Annotated in this window: 11 protein-coding genes and 1 pseudogene; 5 read left to right on the forward strand and 7 right to left on the reverse strand. The window is 58.6% G+C overall.

All coding sequences use genetic code 11. The features are described from left to right. Positions 1-161 precede the first annotated feature (161 nt). Complete coding sequence (locus tag GJG85_RS23945) at positions 162-932, reverse strand: 3-oxoacyl-ACP reductase family protein (protein WP_041490210.1); 771 nt, start codon at positions 930-932, stop codon at positions 162-164. 215 nt (positions 933-1,147) lie between these two features. Then, the gene (locus GJG85_RS23950; protein ID WP_012366934.1) at positions 1,148-2,098 is read right to left on the reverse strand and encodes a LysR substrate-binding domain-containing protein; all 951 of its coding nucleotides are present in this window, start codon (positions 2,096-2,098) and stop codon (positions 1,148-1,150) included. A 129-nt stretch (positions 2,099-2,227) separates the two neighbouring features. On the opposite strand from GJG85_RS23950, the gene GJG85_RS23955 reads away from it, so the two are divergent. Together GJG85_RS23955 and GJG85_RS23960 are read left to right on the forward strand one after the other, a co-directional pair. Then, entirely contained in the window at positions 2,228-3,505 is a 1,278-nt protein-coding gene (locus GJG85_RS23955; RefSeq protein WP_089489823.1) for a ribulose-bisphosphate carboxylase large subunit family protein, read from the forward strand. Between the two features lie 5 nt (positions 3,506-3,510). Further along, the gene (locus GJG85_RS23960) at positions 3,511-4,920 is read left to right on the forward strand and encodes a four-carbon acid sugar kinase family protein (protein WP_089489824.1); all 1,410 of its coding nucleotides are present in this window, start codon (positions 3,511-3,513) and stop codon (positions 4,918-4,920) included. A gap of 302 nt (positions 4,921-5,222) precedes the next feature. On the opposite strand, the gene GJG85_RS23965 is transcribed toward GJG85_RS23960, so the two are convergent. Beyond that, a complete protein-coding gene (locus GJG85_RS23965) occupies positions 5,223-6,320 on the reverse strand; it encodes an IS5-like element ISButh6 family transposase (protein ID WP_080334439.1) in 1,098 nt (365 codons plus the stop codon). A 281-nt stretch (positions 6,321-6,601) separates the two neighbouring features. Between GJG85_RS23965 and pyk the strand changes: the two genes are divergently transcribed. Then, complete coding sequence (gene pyk, locus GJG85_RS23970) at positions 6,602-8,014, forward strand: pyruvate kinase (protein ID WP_204383912.1); 1,413 nt, start codon at positions 6,602-6,604, stop codon at positions 8,012-8,014. A gap of 921 nt (positions 8,015-8,935) precedes the next feature. Here the strand turns inward: pyk and GJG85_RS23975 are convergent. Next, complete coding sequence (locus tag GJG85_RS23975; protein WP_089489826.1) at positions 8,936-9,799, reverse strand: class I SAM-dependent methyltransferase; 864 nt, start codon at positions 9,797-9,799, stop codon at positions 8,936-8,938. A 96-nt stretch (positions 9,800-9,895) separates the two neighbouring features. Beyond that, on the reverse strand, positions 9,896-10,789 hold the full coding sequence (locus tag GJG85_RS23980) for an NAD(P)/FAD-dependent oxidoreductase (RefSeq protein WP_089489827.1): 894 nt from the start codon (positions 10,787-10,789) through the stop codon (positions 9,896-9,898). Positions 10,790-11,070: 281 nt separating this feature from the next. Between GJG85_RS23980 and GJG85_RS23985 the strand changes: the two genes are divergently transcribed. Both GJG85_RS23985 and GJG85_RS23990 read left to right on the forward strand, forming a co-directional pair. Next, the gene (locus GJG85_RS23985) at positions 11,071-11,703 is read left to right on the forward strand and encodes a TetR/AcrR family transcriptional regulator (protein ID WP_089489828.1); all 633 of its coding nucleotides are present in this window, start codon (positions 11,071-11,073) and stop codon (positions 11,701-11,703) included. Then, positions 11,697-11,812, forward strand: a pseudogene (locus GJG85_RS23990) (IS5/IS1182 family transposase); the annotation flags it as partial. The gene GJG85_RS23985 and the pseudogene GJG85_RS23990, both read left to right, overlap by 7 nt. A gap of 269 nt (positions 11,813-12,081) precedes the next feature. On the opposite strand, the gene GJG85_RS23995 reads toward GJG85_RS23990, so the two are convergent. Further along, a complete protein-coding gene (locus GJG85_RS23995) occupies positions 12,082-13,911 on the reverse strand; it encodes a TRAP transporter large permease subunit (RefSeq protein ID WP_239468998.1) in 1,830 nt (609 codons plus the stop codon). A gap of 77 nt (positions 13,912-13,988) precedes the next feature. After that, the gene (locus tag GJG85_RS24000; RefSeq protein ID WP_089490010.1) at positions 13,989-15,020 is read right to left on the reverse strand and encodes a TRAP transporter substrate-binding protein; all 1,032 of its coding nucleotides are present in this window, start codon (positions 15,018-15,020) and stop codon (positions 13,989-13,991) included. Positions 15,021-15,610 lie beyond the last annotated feature (590 nt).

Raw genomic sequence — 15,610 nt, forward strand, 5'->3', positions numbered from 1 at the left:
AAGACGATTGTCGAATGATCGTCATCGAGCATTCGTTCGGTGAGCAAATTATTCACAGTGCCTTGATATCGGAGACGGCTGAAGGTGATTGGCGAGCGACAACCACGTCACAACCAGCAGATTGTTCTGACGCGCTTCGAGCCAGCGTCGTCATGTCCCGTTCAAACCGCACCCGCTCCCCACGCAAGGAATCCGCCGTCCACCGGAAGCACAATTCCGTTCGTATACCCCGCCTCCTCCGACGCCAGATAGCACACCGCCGCAGCGATTTCCGACGTCGTGCCGTAGCGCTTCATAGGAATCGCATTTGAATATTCGGCGCGGAACTCTTCACTATGCAGCGCCTTGGTCATCGGCGTATCGACTGGGCCTGGCGCGATTGCGTTAGCTGTAATGCCGTAATCGCAGAGCTCCACTGCCATCTGGCGGGTTAAAGCAATAACGGCCCCTTTCGAGGTGCCGTATGCCGTGCGGCCTTTACCGACCGCTCGCATGCCTGCCACCGAGGCGATATTGATTATGCGGCCCCAGCGATTCTTTACCATCAGACGTGCGGCGTGCTGGGAGCATAAGAACGCCCCCGTTACATTGACCTGCATCGTTTTAAGAAACGTGTCCAGTGGATAGTCGATGAACGGCACCAGCTTCGCAATACCGGCGCCGTTGACCAACACGTCGCAACGCCCATGTCTTTTGTCAAGTTCACCGAACGCAGCGGCAATCGACTCTGAATTTGAAACGTCCATCTCAATGGCCGACACTGACAGGCCCGCGCGCTGAAATCTCGACGCCGCCTCTTCAGCCGCGCTCTTATTGATATCGGCAAGAACAACGTGATAGCCACGTTTCGCGAGCTGTTCCGCCGAATCGGCCCCGATGCCCATCGCGCCACCTGTAACCACTGCAACGCGGCTCGCGTCGCTTTGCTTCATCTGCTCCACGCTGTCTCCTTTAGCGTAAGACCGCTGCAGGCTTCGATTCCGATACCTGGAAGCGGATCGAATGATGGCGCTACGCGCCATCTCATGAGCAGATTATTGAAGCCGCAGCGGGCTAGGTCAAAGGATAATAAAGCAACAGGCAGTGAGAAAAAGTCACAGCCAGGATGCAGAGATTTCGTCTACAAGAAAGCACGCCGCAGTTGGCTTCATGTCTCCATCTCACGCAGCTCGTTCCTCAGCCATTCAACTAGGGCGACTGTCTTCGGCTGATTTTCGGCATGAGGAGCAACCCAGAGCACAAGGTGCACCGGTCCCGGGACGAAACCGAACGGCGCGACAAGACCAGCTGAGTCCAGTTCGTCTCGGACGAGCATTCTCGGCACTGCCGCAACTCCCAACCCGCACTTGGCGGCCTGAATCTGAAGATAGAAATGATCAAACGATTCAGCAATATCGGGCGGAGGCTCGAGTACGGTCGAGGTCGCTTTGTACCAGTCAGCCCACGCGGACGGTCGTGTATTGGTTGCCAAAAGCCGCGCGCGCGCTAGGTCGCCCGGTTTTTCGATCCGGTTCGTGCGCATGTATTCCGGGGAGCAAACCGCGCCGATCCATTCCTCAATCAACGGAACAGGGGTTACGCCTTTGGGTACAGGGATGGAGGACAGCCGTATCGCTACCGTTATCTTGTCCCGCGTGAAGTCGATTTCACCATGACCGGTGTTGAAACTCAGGTCAAGCGACGGGATCGCATTCTTCAGCTTTGAGAGGCGTGGCAGCAACCAGTACATCATGATCGAAGCCGAGCACGAGAGCGTCAACGGACCCGGCTTCAACTGATCGACGGTCTTTTGGATGAGGTTGAACGCCACGCTCAGGCCTTCCGCCATCTGGGCACCTTCGGGCGTCGGCTCCGTCGAGTGTGCATTGCGTGACAGCAGCAGGACACCCAGTTGGTCTTCAAGTGCGCGTATATGTCTGCTCACCGCGCCGTGAGTCACGTTGAGTTCTTCAGCGGCAGCACCGAAACTTCGCAGGCGCGCCGTGGCTTCAAAAGCTCGCAGCGCATTCAATGAAAGACGAGGCACCTGGACTCCTGTTGGGCCCGAAGCCCACTGCTTGCGGAAGCTGCCTATTGTGAGTTTTTCGCTCAGGGTCAAGAAATCATATCGTTTGATGTCGCGAGACGTCAAATCTATATTCTGCTCATCCCCCGGCTAAAGCGCACGCGGCCACGCAGGCCTCATGTGCCCGGTTTCAGCTCGAATACCTAGTACGAAGAGACAAACATGGTCGAAATCCCCCATCGAAGAGCCGAATTCACTGCGCGCTATTTCGTCGAGAGTTCAGTACCGATTGCAAAAGCCGCAGAGGTAATCGCAGGCGAACAGTCCAGCGGGACGTTTCTTGCGCTGCCGGGGGAGACTGATGCGCTGAAGAACCGTGCCAGGGCCCGTGTAGTGAAGGTGGATTCGCACTCTCCTGTTCTGGAGCCCTCCCTGTACAGTGCTCATGTCGAACGCAAGGGATCCCCGAGTGTATATTTCCGGGGTGAGATCGAGATCGCCTTTCCGGTCGACAACATTGGTCCTAACTTGCCGACCCTCCTGTCAACGGTCGCGGGTAATCTGTTTGAGTTGGGAGAAGTGACAGGGCTACGCTTGCTCGATATCGATCTGCCAGCAACCTACGCCGCCCAGTTCCCCGGCCCTCAATTCGGCATTAGCGGAACCCGCGACTTCGCTAAGGTCTACGACAGACCAATGATCGGCACCATCATTAAGCCGAGCATTGGCTTGCTTCCCGCACAGACGGCAGAGATCGTCGACAGTCTCTGTGCCGCAGACATCGATTTCATCAAGGACGACGAGCTTCTCGCTGATCCCACATACGCGAGCTTCGACGAGCGTCTCGCAGCCGTCATGCCCGTCCTGCATCGGCACGCCGACCGCATGGGACGTATGCCCATGTACGCAATCAACATCTCGGGCACAATCGAAGAGATGCTCCAGCGACACGACGCGGTGGTACGGGCGGGCGGTACTTGCGTGATGGTTTGCATTAATTGGGTCGGCTTTGCTGGCGTCGAGCACCTTCGCAAGCATGCCCAGCTGCCCATCCACGGTCACCGCAATGGTTGGGGCGCACTCACCCGCTATCCGCAACTCGGGTTCTCCTTTAAGGCGTATCAGAAGCTGTGGCGACTTGCTGGGGTGGATCAACTGCACGTCAACGGCATTCGCAGCAAGTTCTGGGAACCAGACGCGTCCGTCATCGAATCGGCCCGTGCCTGCCTGACACCGTTCGCGGGCGTGCAGCCGTTGATGCCCGTTTTTTCATCTGGCCAGTGGGCGTCGCAAGCCCCTGATCTTTATGCTCAGTTGGGTTCCGTAGACCTGATGCATTTGGCGGGCGGCGGAATCATCGGACATCCGCATGGAATTGCCGCGGGCGTTGCAAGTATGCGGGAAGGGTGGGAAGCAGCTGTCGAAGGGATCGACCTGAACACCTTCGCGGAGTCCCGACCTGCGCTGCGTGCTGCGCTGTCTCACTTTCAATCGGCGTGACCCGGATGAGCGCAAAATCCGAACAATCAGCTGCGGCACTGAGGCTGGCTTTCTACGGCGACGACTTTACCGGATCGACGGACGCTCTCGAGGTCCTGGCCTTCGCGGGGCTTAGGTGCGCGCTTTTTTTGAAAGCGCCTTCGTCCGAAAAACTATCGCAACTCGGCGGATTCGACGCCATCGGTGTCGCAGGCGACAGCCGAGGCATGAGTCCGTCCGAAATGGATCGGTCTCTTCCACCGCTTTTCGAAGCTCTGCACGCCCTCGATGCTCCGATCCTTCACTACAAAGTCTGTTCGACTTTCGATAGCGGCCCGGCGATAGGAAGCATCGGCAGAGTCTTGGAGATAGCCCGGGCGGGCATCACTCGGAATCCAGTTCCGGTTGTTGCCGGTACGCCGGCATTGAAGCGCTACTGCGCATTTGGCAATTTGTTCGCTCGGTCTGGTACCGACAACAAGACTTATCGAATCGATCGCCATCCAATTATGAGCGCCCACCCGGTCACACCGATGGCCGAGGGAGATCTTCTGCGTCATCTGGCCCTGCAGACCGCTTTGCCTCTCTCCGGCTTCCAGCTGCCGAATCTGGAAGGTACTCGCGAAGAAGTCGATCTGGCATGGTCGAAAGCAATTTCAACGGGCGACTCGGGAATCTTGCTCGATTCAGTGACTCCACGTCATCTAACCGAAGTCGGCCGGCTCCTCGACAACTACGCTACGGCGGTCGGCTCCGTATTTACAATCGGCTCGTCTGGTGTCGAATATGCGCTGACTCAATGGTGGCGGGAACTCGGTAGCCTTCCCGAAACGCAGCGGTGTTATGACCGTATTGCGCCGACGAATCAGATCCTTGCCATTTCCGGGAGCGCCTCACTGCTGTCGTCCGCACAGATCGACGCGGCGATCACTGCAGGCTTCGCCGAAATCGCCATCGACGCAAAAGCGCTCGTTCGAGAAGATTCTTGGCAACGGACAGCTCAAGATATCGCCGTCCGCGCGATTGCGCTGCTCAGTGAAGGGCGCAGCGTCATTTTGCATACCGCCCGTGGCCCGAGCGATGCACGCATCGTCGAAATGCTCGAGTACTTTACCGCTCGCGGACTGACCCAGGACGACGCTCGGCATCAAGGTGGTCGATTGCTTGGGCAACGGCTTGGCGCAATTGCGAATGATGTCCTCGAAGCCACTCACCTGCAACGACTGGTTCTCTCAGGCGGAGATACGTCCAGCCAGGTCACACAAGTCCTTGGCCCTGACGCGCTTGAGATTGACGGTCGCCTGGCCGTGGGCGCACCGCTGTGCCGTGTAATTTCCGAAAAGCCTCATTTGCGAAACCTTCAGCTTGCTCTGAAAGGTGGGCAAATGGGCGACCAAAACTTTTTTGTCATCGCACGCGATGGCATCACGAGATGACTCCGGCGCGATGCTGCAACATTGCTTGCTCCGTAAAGTGGAGCCTCACATCGGGAACCGCCACGGAAAGCATGCCCCCCACTGCATCACCCAGAAATGTGGGAAGACGGTCGACCTTACGGTGATTGAAAGCAGCAGGACCTAGCAGGCTGTTGAAAAGCGCCTCGCTTTGATGACTGGGGCACTGTTTAAAAGGATTTCGTATGCGCTTGGCTGCCGAGTTGCCAACGAATCGCCGAAGCTGGACCGTTCGCGAGCGATCCAGCCGGCGCGTTGCCGTACGACGGCCGCGCTTGGGCGGCTCATTGCACCGCTCCTTGCGGCGGCACCACCGTCAGCATTCGCGCCATTCGAGTCAGATTGCTCGCCAGCATCGTCAGCTTGAAGTGCTGGTCGACCCGTTTGAGGCCGCGATACGCGGTCTGTCGAATCCTGCCGACGGTCTTGCCCCAGCCGAAGTGCTCTTCGATGCGTTTGCGAATCACTTGGCTAATGCCATAACCGGCGTGCCGCGAGGTGCGGCCGTCGATCGCACTGCCGCCTTGATGCGTGTCGTTGCGCGCGACGTGTGGCGTCACTTTGCGCGCTCGGCAATCCCGCACAAAGTCGCGCATGTCGTAACCCTTGTCGGCGCCGAGCGTCTTGGCGTGACGACCCGGCACGCAATCGAGCAGGCGCAACGCACTCGCGCGTTCGCCGAAACCATCAGCGTGGCTGACCACTGCGCCGACCACCAAGCCCGAGCGGTTCTCCATCAGGATGTGCCCCTGATAACAAAGGATGGCTCCGCTTTGCCGCCCCTTGCGGAACAGGCGCGCATCCGGATCGGTGCTCGATTCATGCGTGTCGTTGCTGCGCCGCTTGCCCTTCCAGTCGGTGTCGACATTGCGGCCACCGCCGGCTGGCGGATCGTCCGAACCGTCCTTGGGCCGGAAGCTCTTGTGGCTGGCCCAAGCCTGGATCAGCGTGCCATCGACCGAGAAGTGTTCTCTGGACAGCAGCCCTTGCTTGTCGGCCAGGCTCATGACTTCGGTAAAGAACGCTTCGACCACGTCGTGCTCCAGCAGTCGATCCCGGTTCTTCGAGAACACCGAGTGGTCCCACACGGCGTCTTCGATGGCCAAGCCGACGAACCAGCGGAACAGCAGGTTGTAGCGCATCTGCTCCATCAGCATGCGCTCGCTGCGTACCGAGTAGAACACCTGCAGCAACAACGCACGCAACAGCTTCTCCGGTGCAATCGACGCGCGGCCGCTGTCCGCGTAGATCGTGCCGAACAACCCGTTGAGCCGCTTCAGTGCCTGATTGACCAGCAGCCGGAGCGGCCGCAACGGGTGATCGGCCGGCACGAAATCTTCCAGCTTCACCGTCGTGAACAGCGGTTCCTGCATCTCGTCCATTCCGCGCATCGCTCTTATCTGCCCAAGGTCATGAACACGATATCTCTAACGCACCGCTCGCAACGCCCGTTTACACCGTTCCGAATTTCAACAGCCTGCTAGGCGCTGCACCACGTCGGTCAGCCCTCTTACCGTACGGATATGGACCAGTTGCAATATCGCGTCGCATCTCGAAGTTAGAAGGCTGCTCGCAATGCCGAGTAGCCTCATCTCTGCTTGCGCGAACATCTCGTCTCGCCTCTCCCGCAGGAAGTCTCACCTCAACGTAAAGATTTTCATCGATGAATAGAAACCGCTCCACGAAAATCGTGGCGACGCTCGGACCGTCTAGCTCGTCCGAAAGCTTGATTGAGAGCCTCTATATCTCCGGCGCCGATGTCTTCCGGTTGAACATGAGTCACGGCAGCCACGCGGAGCAGGCTCAACGACTGCTTGCAATTCGACGCATCGAGGCCCGGCATGGGCGGCCGGTCGGCGTACTGCTCGATCTGCAAGGACCAAAGCTACGTGTGGCGCGATTCAAAGATGGGAAAGTCGAGCTGCGGCCAGGACAGACTTTCAGCTTCGACCTTGATAGCGCCTCAGGCGACGCGTCGCGGGTCTGCCTGCCGCACCCGGAAATCTTCGCAGTCGCCGCGAATGGCGATACTCTACTCGCCAACGACGGCCTGCTGACGTTCAGGATTGTCGACACGTCGCTCACCCGCATTACGACCGAAGTCGTTGTCGGTGGAGTCCTCTCGGACCGAAAAGGAGTCAATGTTCCGAGCGTCGTCCTCCCCATTCCGGCACTGACCGATAAGGACAGGCAAGATCTGCAATTTGGCCTTGAGCAAGGCGTAGAGTGGATCGCACTGTCATTTGTACAGCGGCCGGACGATGTGCGCGATGCGCGTAATCTGATTAGAGGCCGGGCGAAGATCATGGCGAAAATCGAGAAGCCATCCGCTGTCGATTCGATCGAAGAGATTATCGAGGCCTCCGACGGAATCATGATCGCGCGTGGCGATATGGGTGTTGAGTTGCCACCGGAGGAAGTCCCTGTCATCCAGAAGCGAATCGTGAGTCTATGTCGGGAGGCAGGAAAACCAGTCGTTGTGGCGACGCAAATGCTGGAGTCGATGGTTAGTTCTGCCATGCCCACCCGAGCAGAGACGTCCGATGTCGCGACCGCCGTTTTTGACGGTGCCGATGCCGTCATGCTGTCCGCGGAGTCGGCGTCCGGTGCCTTTCCCCTTGAAGCGGTTTCGATGATGAATAGAATCATCGAGCACACGGAGAATGCACCGACATATCGTCAACTGCTGAAAGCGGTGGCACCTCCTGCCACCGCCGACACACCAGAAGCGGTCAGTTCAGCGATTTTTACCATTACCTCGATGTTGTCGGTTTCAGCGATCGTTGCCTATACCACTTCCGGCGCAACCGCAGCGAGAATTGCTCGCGAGCGTCCCGGCTCTCGCATTCTGTCACTCACGCCTGATGAGGTCGTTGCGCGTCAACTTGCGTTGACGTGGGGCGTCTGTCCTCTGCGTGTCGACGACGCGGACAACATCGAAGATATGGTCACGAAAGCTATAGCTGCGGCGCATCGGATCGGTGTCGCCCGCCACAAACCGCTATTGATCGCCGCAGGGGTCCCGTTTGGCACGCCCGGCGTCAGCAATCTTCTCAGAATTGTCTACCCCTCCTGACAGTCATGGACTCACAGCATATGTCTCAATGAAATTCGACGGGCGTTGGTATTCGCGATGGTAACGACAAAACGGAATCTCAAAAAAACACGGCACGGGCCAACGCAGTCGCGACAGATGCTTCTCCCGCTTCCGTTATCGTTCGTCAAAGAGTGGTCACCGGTTTCGCACCTCGCCCTCGCTTCGTTTCAATCCGGTCATGGTAGCCAGCATCTGGTATATCAACTGATCCGAACGACGTATCTCTCATATTTGATGTGGAACGAAGGATTGGGCGGCGGCAACTATCAGCTTTACTGTGACGCTGAGCGCGAGATAGAGGCTATCGCGGCTGGTCACGCAAGTGGCGGGCCGTGGACGCTCAGTGAGAAAGCCAGGTGCATTCTCGAGAAAATCGTTTGTATCTACGACAGCCAGCTTGGCTGGTATATCGTCGGGGCTCTTCGCACGATGCCACACAAAGCTGGAGCACCTCCTCAGCGAGTTGGTCGTCCGATTCGGGGACACTTTAGTACAGCGCGATGACGCCATCCGAGCGGTTTGAACCGATGGGGATTGAGGTCCATCCAGCATGCCGTACTCGTCCGGCGAACGTGCCGCATGATGCAAATTTTCTTCGCACTTGTATCACATGTGGCGTTGCCACCGGCCATCCGAGATCCATCGCACTGACGATACGAGAATTGCGACTCGAGCGGCGACGTCAGCCATTCGGAACAGTCGTAGACCTCAAAAAAGAGGTTCATCGCGGAATTCCGGGGAACGCCGGGGAGGAACGTCGGCGTTCGGCCATCAAGAGCCACTGCTCCTTTCGCCCTCAATGGCCAATCAGCGCCGCGTTCCGGCCGTTCGGCGCTCAAGGTAGCCCCTCCCCGAGACACGAGGAGTTGCCGGTTCTGACACATTGGTCGACGTAACCTGTCAGCTTGCCGGATTGCGTGCCATGACGATCCACGCCGCGCCGTTGATCATCACCGACCGGTCGCCGGGGAGGCCCGCGAAGGCGGCACGAACCGCGGCCGAGGCGCGGGCGCGGATGTCGTCGGGCTGATCAGCGAGCGCACGCGACAGCGGGCCAACCTCAAGCGTCATCTTCACTGCGTCGTCGATCGCAGCGTCCCGCGTTTCGCCCTCGCCGAATCGGACGGCCGCGTCGAAGGGCGAGATAGCGATATCGGTAAAGCCGGCCGTCGTCAGGATGCGTGCCACGCGCTCCCGGTCGCCGAACGAAAACGGGCCGGGCGCTTCGGGATCGGGCAGCGCACTCGGCGGGAGGATGCCCTCGAGCGCGCCCACCGGCAGGCGCATCCAATCGTTCTCAGCCGCACCGCGCCAGCAGACGAAGGCGACCCGGCCGCCCGGCCGGAGTGCGCGTCGCATATGGGTGAACGCCGCTGTCGGATCGTCGAAGAACATCACGCCGAAACGCGAGAACAGGATATCGAACGCGCCCTCGGGCAGCTCTGCGCTGCTGGTATCGGCCACCTGAAACAGGGCCGGCGTATCGTGTCGCGCAAGCGCGCGCGCTCGGTCGATCAGGGGTTCGGATATGTCCACGCCCAGCACTTGGCCCCCCGCGCCGACACGGGCGGCCAAAGCCAGACTCGACGCGCCTGCGCCGCAGCCGATGTCCAGCACGCGCTCACCCGTCGCGGGCGCGGCGACTTCTATCGCGGCCTGGCCGAACACCGCCACCAGCGCGTCGAGCCGGTCCTGGTTGGCGACCCAGCGCTCCCCGCTTTGACCATTCCAGTCACCCACCTGATCAGCACTTTGCTTTGTCACGTCATCTCCTTGACTCGACGATCCGTCCTTCGCCGCGCCGATCTACGCCAACCTTTTCGAAGGCGACGACGCAACGAGAAAGGGGAATCTGTGCTCTCAAACCACCATTGACTGTTGGGCGAAGATACCCGCCATTGCGCCCTGCGATGATGCCTGGGTGACCGAGGGCAAGAAGGGCGTGGCGAGGTCCCCGGCGGCGTAGATGCCAGGCATGCTGGTTTGGCGACGCTCATCGACCTTGAGGACGATGCCGGTGGACGTATCAACCGTGGCGAGACCCAGCGATTCATGCAGGCTTGCCGACGGCTTGTTGCGCGGCTGGGCGAACAGGATGTCGACCGCGACATTGCGGCGGGTATCGAGATTGACGGTGGTGATATGGCCGTTGTGATGGGCGATCCCGACGATCCGGCCATCGACGACAGGTATGTTGCGGCGCGCCAGATCAGACTGGATATCGGGCGCAATGTCGTGACCATCGGCGAAGACAGTCAACTTGTCAGTCCAATCGCGGAACAGCCTGACAGACTGGTGCGACTGGGGGCCGGACCAAACGAGACCCCAATGCTGGCCGGCGACTTCAAAGCCGTCGCAATATGGGCAGGGCACGATGGACGTGCCCCAGCTTTCGGCAAAGCCCGGAACATCAGGCATCTGGTCGGCGACGCCATAGCTCAGGATCAGGCGGCGCGCCCTCAGGCTTTCGTGATCGTCAGTGACGACGCAGAAATCGTCGATGGCGCCAGACACACTCTCGGCACGGGCATTGACGAGGCTGATCGTTGGATAGCGCGCCAGTTGCTGCCGAGCCTCCACCAGGATATCCAGCGGCGGCTTGTGATCGTGGCCGAGCAGGCCATGTGAATGTCCGGCAAAGCGGTTGCGCGGCCGACCGGTATCGAGAACGGTGACCTTGCGGCGGGCACGGCCGAGCTGCAGGGCGGCGGCGAGACCGGCAAAGCTGCCGCCGATGATGACGACGTCATTCATGGTGATGGGCTCCGAGTGGTGGATGGAGGGGTGGGCCGCGCGTGGTGTGCAAGATCGTCCGGCGATACTCGCTTGAGATGGTCAGCGAACAGGCCTTCGGCATTGGCGACAAAGTTGCCCATGTTGTATTGACCTGCTCGACAATGCCGCTCGATATCGCCGGGCGGCCCGGGGAAACCTGATCTGGACAACCGGTTCAAACCTGCCCTTGACGTGCACATTGCGATACCACATGGTATCCTAATGCGCGAATTTAAATACTGTCAAGTACTGGAATTGTCGTGACCGAAAACAGCCACGGCCGGCGCGGCCGGCCCGCCAACGAGGCGCTTCGCCAAACGATTGTCGACGCCGCCTGCGAACTCTTTGTGGAATTGGGGTTTCAAGCGACGACCATGGACAAAGTCGCCCAGCGGGCGAAGATATCCAAGCTCAGCATCTATCGGCACTTCGAGAACAAGGAGGCGCTGTTCAGCGCGGCCATGGTGGCCCGCTGTGATCAGTTTGCACCGCAGGCCCTTTCTGAAGGCGTCGACGGTTCGGCCGAAGATCAGCTCATGGTGGTGGGATCATCCCTGCTTCGCACGCTGTTGAGCCCCGATGTCCGCAGTGTGGAAGCCATGGTTTTGGCCGACAAGACGAATCAAAAGTCCTTAAGCAAGCTTCATTACGAAGCCGGGCCCGCCCGTGTCATCGCCCACATCGAGGCCGTGTTGCTTCAGCTGCACGCGAAAGGGCTGCTGAACGTACCCGATCCTCTCCGGTCCGCCCGCTTGTTTGCCGCGCTTTTCAAAGGATCCGATCTACTGCTTATCGCACGCTTCGATGAGGCGAGAGCAGAGGACAGCAACGAAATCGAATCCTACTGCCGGTCGGCCGTCACCATGTTCATCGCCTCGCACGGTGACATCTAAGGGTGCGCTAACGCGGCTTGATGAAGAACCCGCAGAGTTGCACACGCTGTTCGCTTTGAGCAATCTTTGGATGACGCGCGAACGACTGATGCGCGAGGCCGCTACATGAGCGCAAAGGCTGCCCGCGCAGGCAGGCATCCTTGCACGGCTTAAGCCGCCTCACGAACTCAGGGGTCTAAGCGTCCGCAGAGGCCGATGACTTGTCCTCCAGGCGACGGCACGGAATGACCGCTCCACTCCGATACCTACCCTTAGGACAGAGACTGCTCGACCGGCTGCAACGGGTTGGCAAGCGACGTCCACGGAAATCCACGAAGAACCAAAAAAGAGGCGGGGCTTGCACCCCGCCTCTTCGGCTCCGTCATGATGCCCCGACTCTTAACCCTTCAAAAAGCCGGTGGAAATCCAAGGCACTGCGGCGATCATCGTGATCCCAATAAACAACGCGGCCATATAACCCATGATGGGTCGGATGCCCAGATTCGGCGAGATCTTGCTGACTGCACACGCCCCATAGTAGCCGACTCCGAACGGCGGCGAGAACAGCCCCAGTCCCATCGAGAGAATCACGACCATTGCATATTGAACTTCGTGGATGCCAACAGCTCGAGCAATCGGGAACAGTAACGGGCCGAAGAGCACGATTGCAGGGATTCCTTCAAGGACGCTACCCAATATGATGAACATGAAGATTGACACGACCATGAAGGAGAATGCGCCGCCAGGCAGATGCTGCATGAAGTCGGCCAGTCCATGGGAGAAGCCAGACTGGGTGAGCGCCCACGCCATCGCGGTAGCCGTACCAATGATGATAAGGATAGCTCCCGAAAGAGCAGCCGTCTCCACGAGCATGGGGCCGATTCGCTTCCAATTAAAGCATCGATACACCAAGAGTCCGGCGACGACGGCATAGGCGATTCCAACCGTTGAGACCTCCGTTGCCGTTGCCACTCCCTCCACCACCGCCAAACGGATGACAACCGGAAGTGCGAGTGCCGGGATCGATACCACAAACGCTTTCCCGACAAAGGACCACGCGGGTCTCCCGGACGACGTGGGTTCAGTCTTTCGAGCCCGCCACCAGACGAGCATGCATAACATGAACGCCAGTACAAGGCCCGGCAACAGACCGCCCGTAAAGAGCGCAGAGATTGATACCCCCGTAACCGATCCGATCGTGATGAGCACAATGCTTGGTGGGACCGTCTCAGTTTGCGCGCCGGTAGCCGATAGCAACGCCACGAGCTCGCCGGGATTCTCGCCACGCTTCTTCATCTCAGGGAACAGAATCGGAGCAACAGCTGCCATATCGGCTGCCTTCGAGCCGGAGATCCCCGAAATCAGATACATCGCACCGACCAAGACATAGTAAAGACCACCGCGCACATGGCCCAGCAACGATGCCAGGAAGTTGATCATCGCCCGTGCCATCCCTGTCATCTCAATGAGAAGCCCGAGGAAAATAAACATCGGCACCGCCAACAGAAGGATTTGAGACATTCCTTCGTCCATGCGGCTGACGACGATTTCCAGCGGCATGGAGGTTGACATTGAAAGGTAAGCAAACACGGAAAGACCGAAGGAGAATGCGATGGGCATGCCGCTCAAGACCGTGAAGCCGACCACTCCAACGAAGAAAATCACCAGGTTAAGGTTTCCAAGCGATTGCAAAACGGGTCCGGCATGTTCCAACGCAAACACACTTACTAGCGACACCGCAACCCCAGCGATAGCGGTCCTCCAGCCGATTGCTAACAACTTGACCACGCAGATCAGCAGCATCGACACAACCCCGAAGATGATAGCCGCAACGCGTACGCCGTCATTGATCTCCATTGTCGGGGTCAAAATGTCCCACTGCTGCTTGATGTAAGCGATCGATGGAACAAGTATGAGCCCGAGAAAAAGCATGCTCGCCACCGTCGAAATGGTGTCCCAGAACGGATCCCAGTGCTCGCCCATGCGGTTGACAAGTGCCGTCATGCGCATGTGGCTTCCTCGGTGCAACGCCGTAGCGGCACCTGTCATTGCTAGCCAGAGAAACAGGATGGCAGCGAGTTCGTCGCTCCAGATTAACGGGTGGTGCAGGACATAACGAGCAACAACGCCGCTGAAAAGCAGGATAACTTCTGCTAGCACCAGCAGTGCCGCAGGCACAGAGACGATTACGCCAAGCGCAAAGTCCACACGGGACAGCCAGCGTGGCATAGTCTTCGTTGCGTGATGGACTGTTGCGCTGGTCTGTTGTTCGAGTGCGTCATCCACGTCTTTCAGCATTTGCGTTCTCATGCGAGCTTCCCCGTGTATTTCTCCATGAGACTCCATTCTTCGTCTCCGAAGAATTGCTTCTGCTCCGTGTAGAAGTTCGCGGATTTCAGGGTTTGGCGGAACGCGTTCGTGTCAGCGGTGTTAAACGCAAGCCCTCTGCCCGCAAGCGTCTTTTGCAGGGAGGCGTTCAACTGGATCACGTCTTGTCGTTGCTTCAGTGCCCCCGCATTGAGGTGCTTTGAGACAATGTCACGGACGGTGGGCGGCATTTTTTCCCACGCTGCCTTGTTACCCAAGAACCAGTAGCCGTCCCACATGTGGTTTGTCATCGAGCAGTATTTCTGGACTTCATAAAGCTTCGCGGCGTCTACTACAGCCAGCGCGTTCTCCTGTCCGTCGACGACCTTTGTCTGCAATGAGGAATAGACTTCGTTGAAGCTGATCGACGCCGGGGCGGCGGAAAGCGACTTGAACAGCGAGATCCAGAGACGACCACCCGGTACCCGGATTTTCATGCCCTGCAGGTCAGCAGGAGTCTTGATGGGCTTCGTACTGGTCGTGATCTGGCGGAACCCATTGTTCCAGATCTTGTCCTGAACAACCAGATTCGCCTTTCCAATAAGCCCGCGAATATGGGCGCCAAGGTCACCATCGAATGCCGCGAATACCTGGTCATAGTCTTTATACGCGAAGCCGACGCCAGAAATGGATGCCTTCGGAACCAGAGTCGACAAGGTATTTGCGCCCGACACCGTATAAAACTCCAGTGCCCCAGCTCGCAACTGCGAGAACATGTCCGGGTCGCCACCGAGCTGATTATTCGGAAACACCCGAAGGTCGACTCGACCATCTGTCTCCTTTTTGATCGCATCCGATGCCTCTTGGATGCGCACGTTCAGAGGGTGAGTTGCCGGTAGGTTCGTCCCGACCTTATAGGAAAATTCTGCAGCATTGGCGCGCCGAATCCACGGACCATCCAGGAGGCCTGTCGCCGCAACAACGGCTGCTCCGGTTCCGGTGATGAGAAAGTTTCTACGGGTGAATCCCATGTTCGTCTCCAACAATTTTGATAATCGTCCGTCAAGGACTTGCGCTTTATATGCTTGCTCGCCCTTCCCCGACGCGATGGGTCGAAGGAGCGGTATGGTGCGCTTTTGATTTGACGCGCCTGTCAGGTTGGTGCGCGTATTTAGAGTAGCGGACGTGTCGCCTCACAACAAACGACTTTATTTCGACCTATGGTGAGAAAAAATCGCTGGCTCGAATTCGAGAGGCGACGGGTTCAACAGATACTCCCCCGCGAAGCAGCGACCGCGGACTGTGAACACCGTGGCGTGCAGTGTTGGTGACCGCGTATTGGGGAAATCCCGCTCTGGCTTCGCCGCAGGGCGGCGGCCTGGACGCGCGGTCTTCTTCGCTTGCGCGGACCTCACTCACAACCAGTCGCGGCCCCAAAAGTCGGGGACTACGCCGGAATTAGCGATCTGCTTAAAAACCGCTTCTACGGTGAAAAAAAATCGGCACGTGGACGGAGCTGCCTAGCGCCATCGCCACTGATCGCAGTGATAGGTCCGATAGCCTTTGGCTTCGCGACATCGCTGAGCGCTACTGGTGAGCGCAAGGATTGAGCGTGTCCGCT

Source organism: Burkholderia sp. MS389 (genome assembly GCF_016899425.1).
Taxonomy (GTDB): Bacteria; Pseudomonadota; Gammaproteobacteria; order Burkholderiales; family Burkholderiaceae; genus Burkholderia; species Burkholderia sola.

What these genes read in the sequence shown, in the direction of transcription:
- GJG85_RS23945 (WP_041490210.1), bottom strand. Translation starts at nt 932, where the DNA reads ATGAAGCAAAGCGACGCGAGCCGCGTTGCAGTGGTTACAGGTGGCGCG.
- GJG85_RS23955 (WP_089489823.1), top strand. Translation starts at nt 2,228, where the DNA reads ATGGTCGAAATCCCCCATCGAAGAGCCGAATTCACTGCGCGCTATTTC.
- GJG85_RS23960 (WP_089489824.1), top strand. Translation starts at nt 3,511, where the DNA reads ATGAGCGCAAAATCCGAACAATCAGCTGCGGCACTGAGGCTGGCTTTC.
- GJG85_RS23965 (WP_080334439.1), bottom strand. Translation starts at nt 6,320, where the DNA reads ATGGACGAGATGCAGGAACCGCTGTTCACGACGGTGAAGCTGGAAGAT.
- pyk (WP_204383912.1), top strand. Translation starts at nt 6,602, where the DNA reads ATGAATAGAAACCGCTCCACGAAAATCGTGGCGACGCTCGGACCGTCT.
- GJG85_RS23980 (WP_089489827.1), bottom strand. Translation starts at nt 10,789, where the DNA reads ATGAATGACGTCGTCATCATCGGCGGCAGCTTTGCCGGTCTCGCCGCC.
- GJG85_RS23995 (WP_239468998.1), bottom strand. Translation starts at nt 13,911, where the DNA reads ATGCCACGCTGGCTGTCCCGTGTGGACTTTGCGCTTGGCGTAATCGTC.
- GJG85_RS24000 (WP_089490010.1), bottom strand. Translation starts at nt 15,020, where the DNA reads ATGGGATTCACCCGTAGAAACTTTCTCATCACCGGAACCGGAGCAGCC.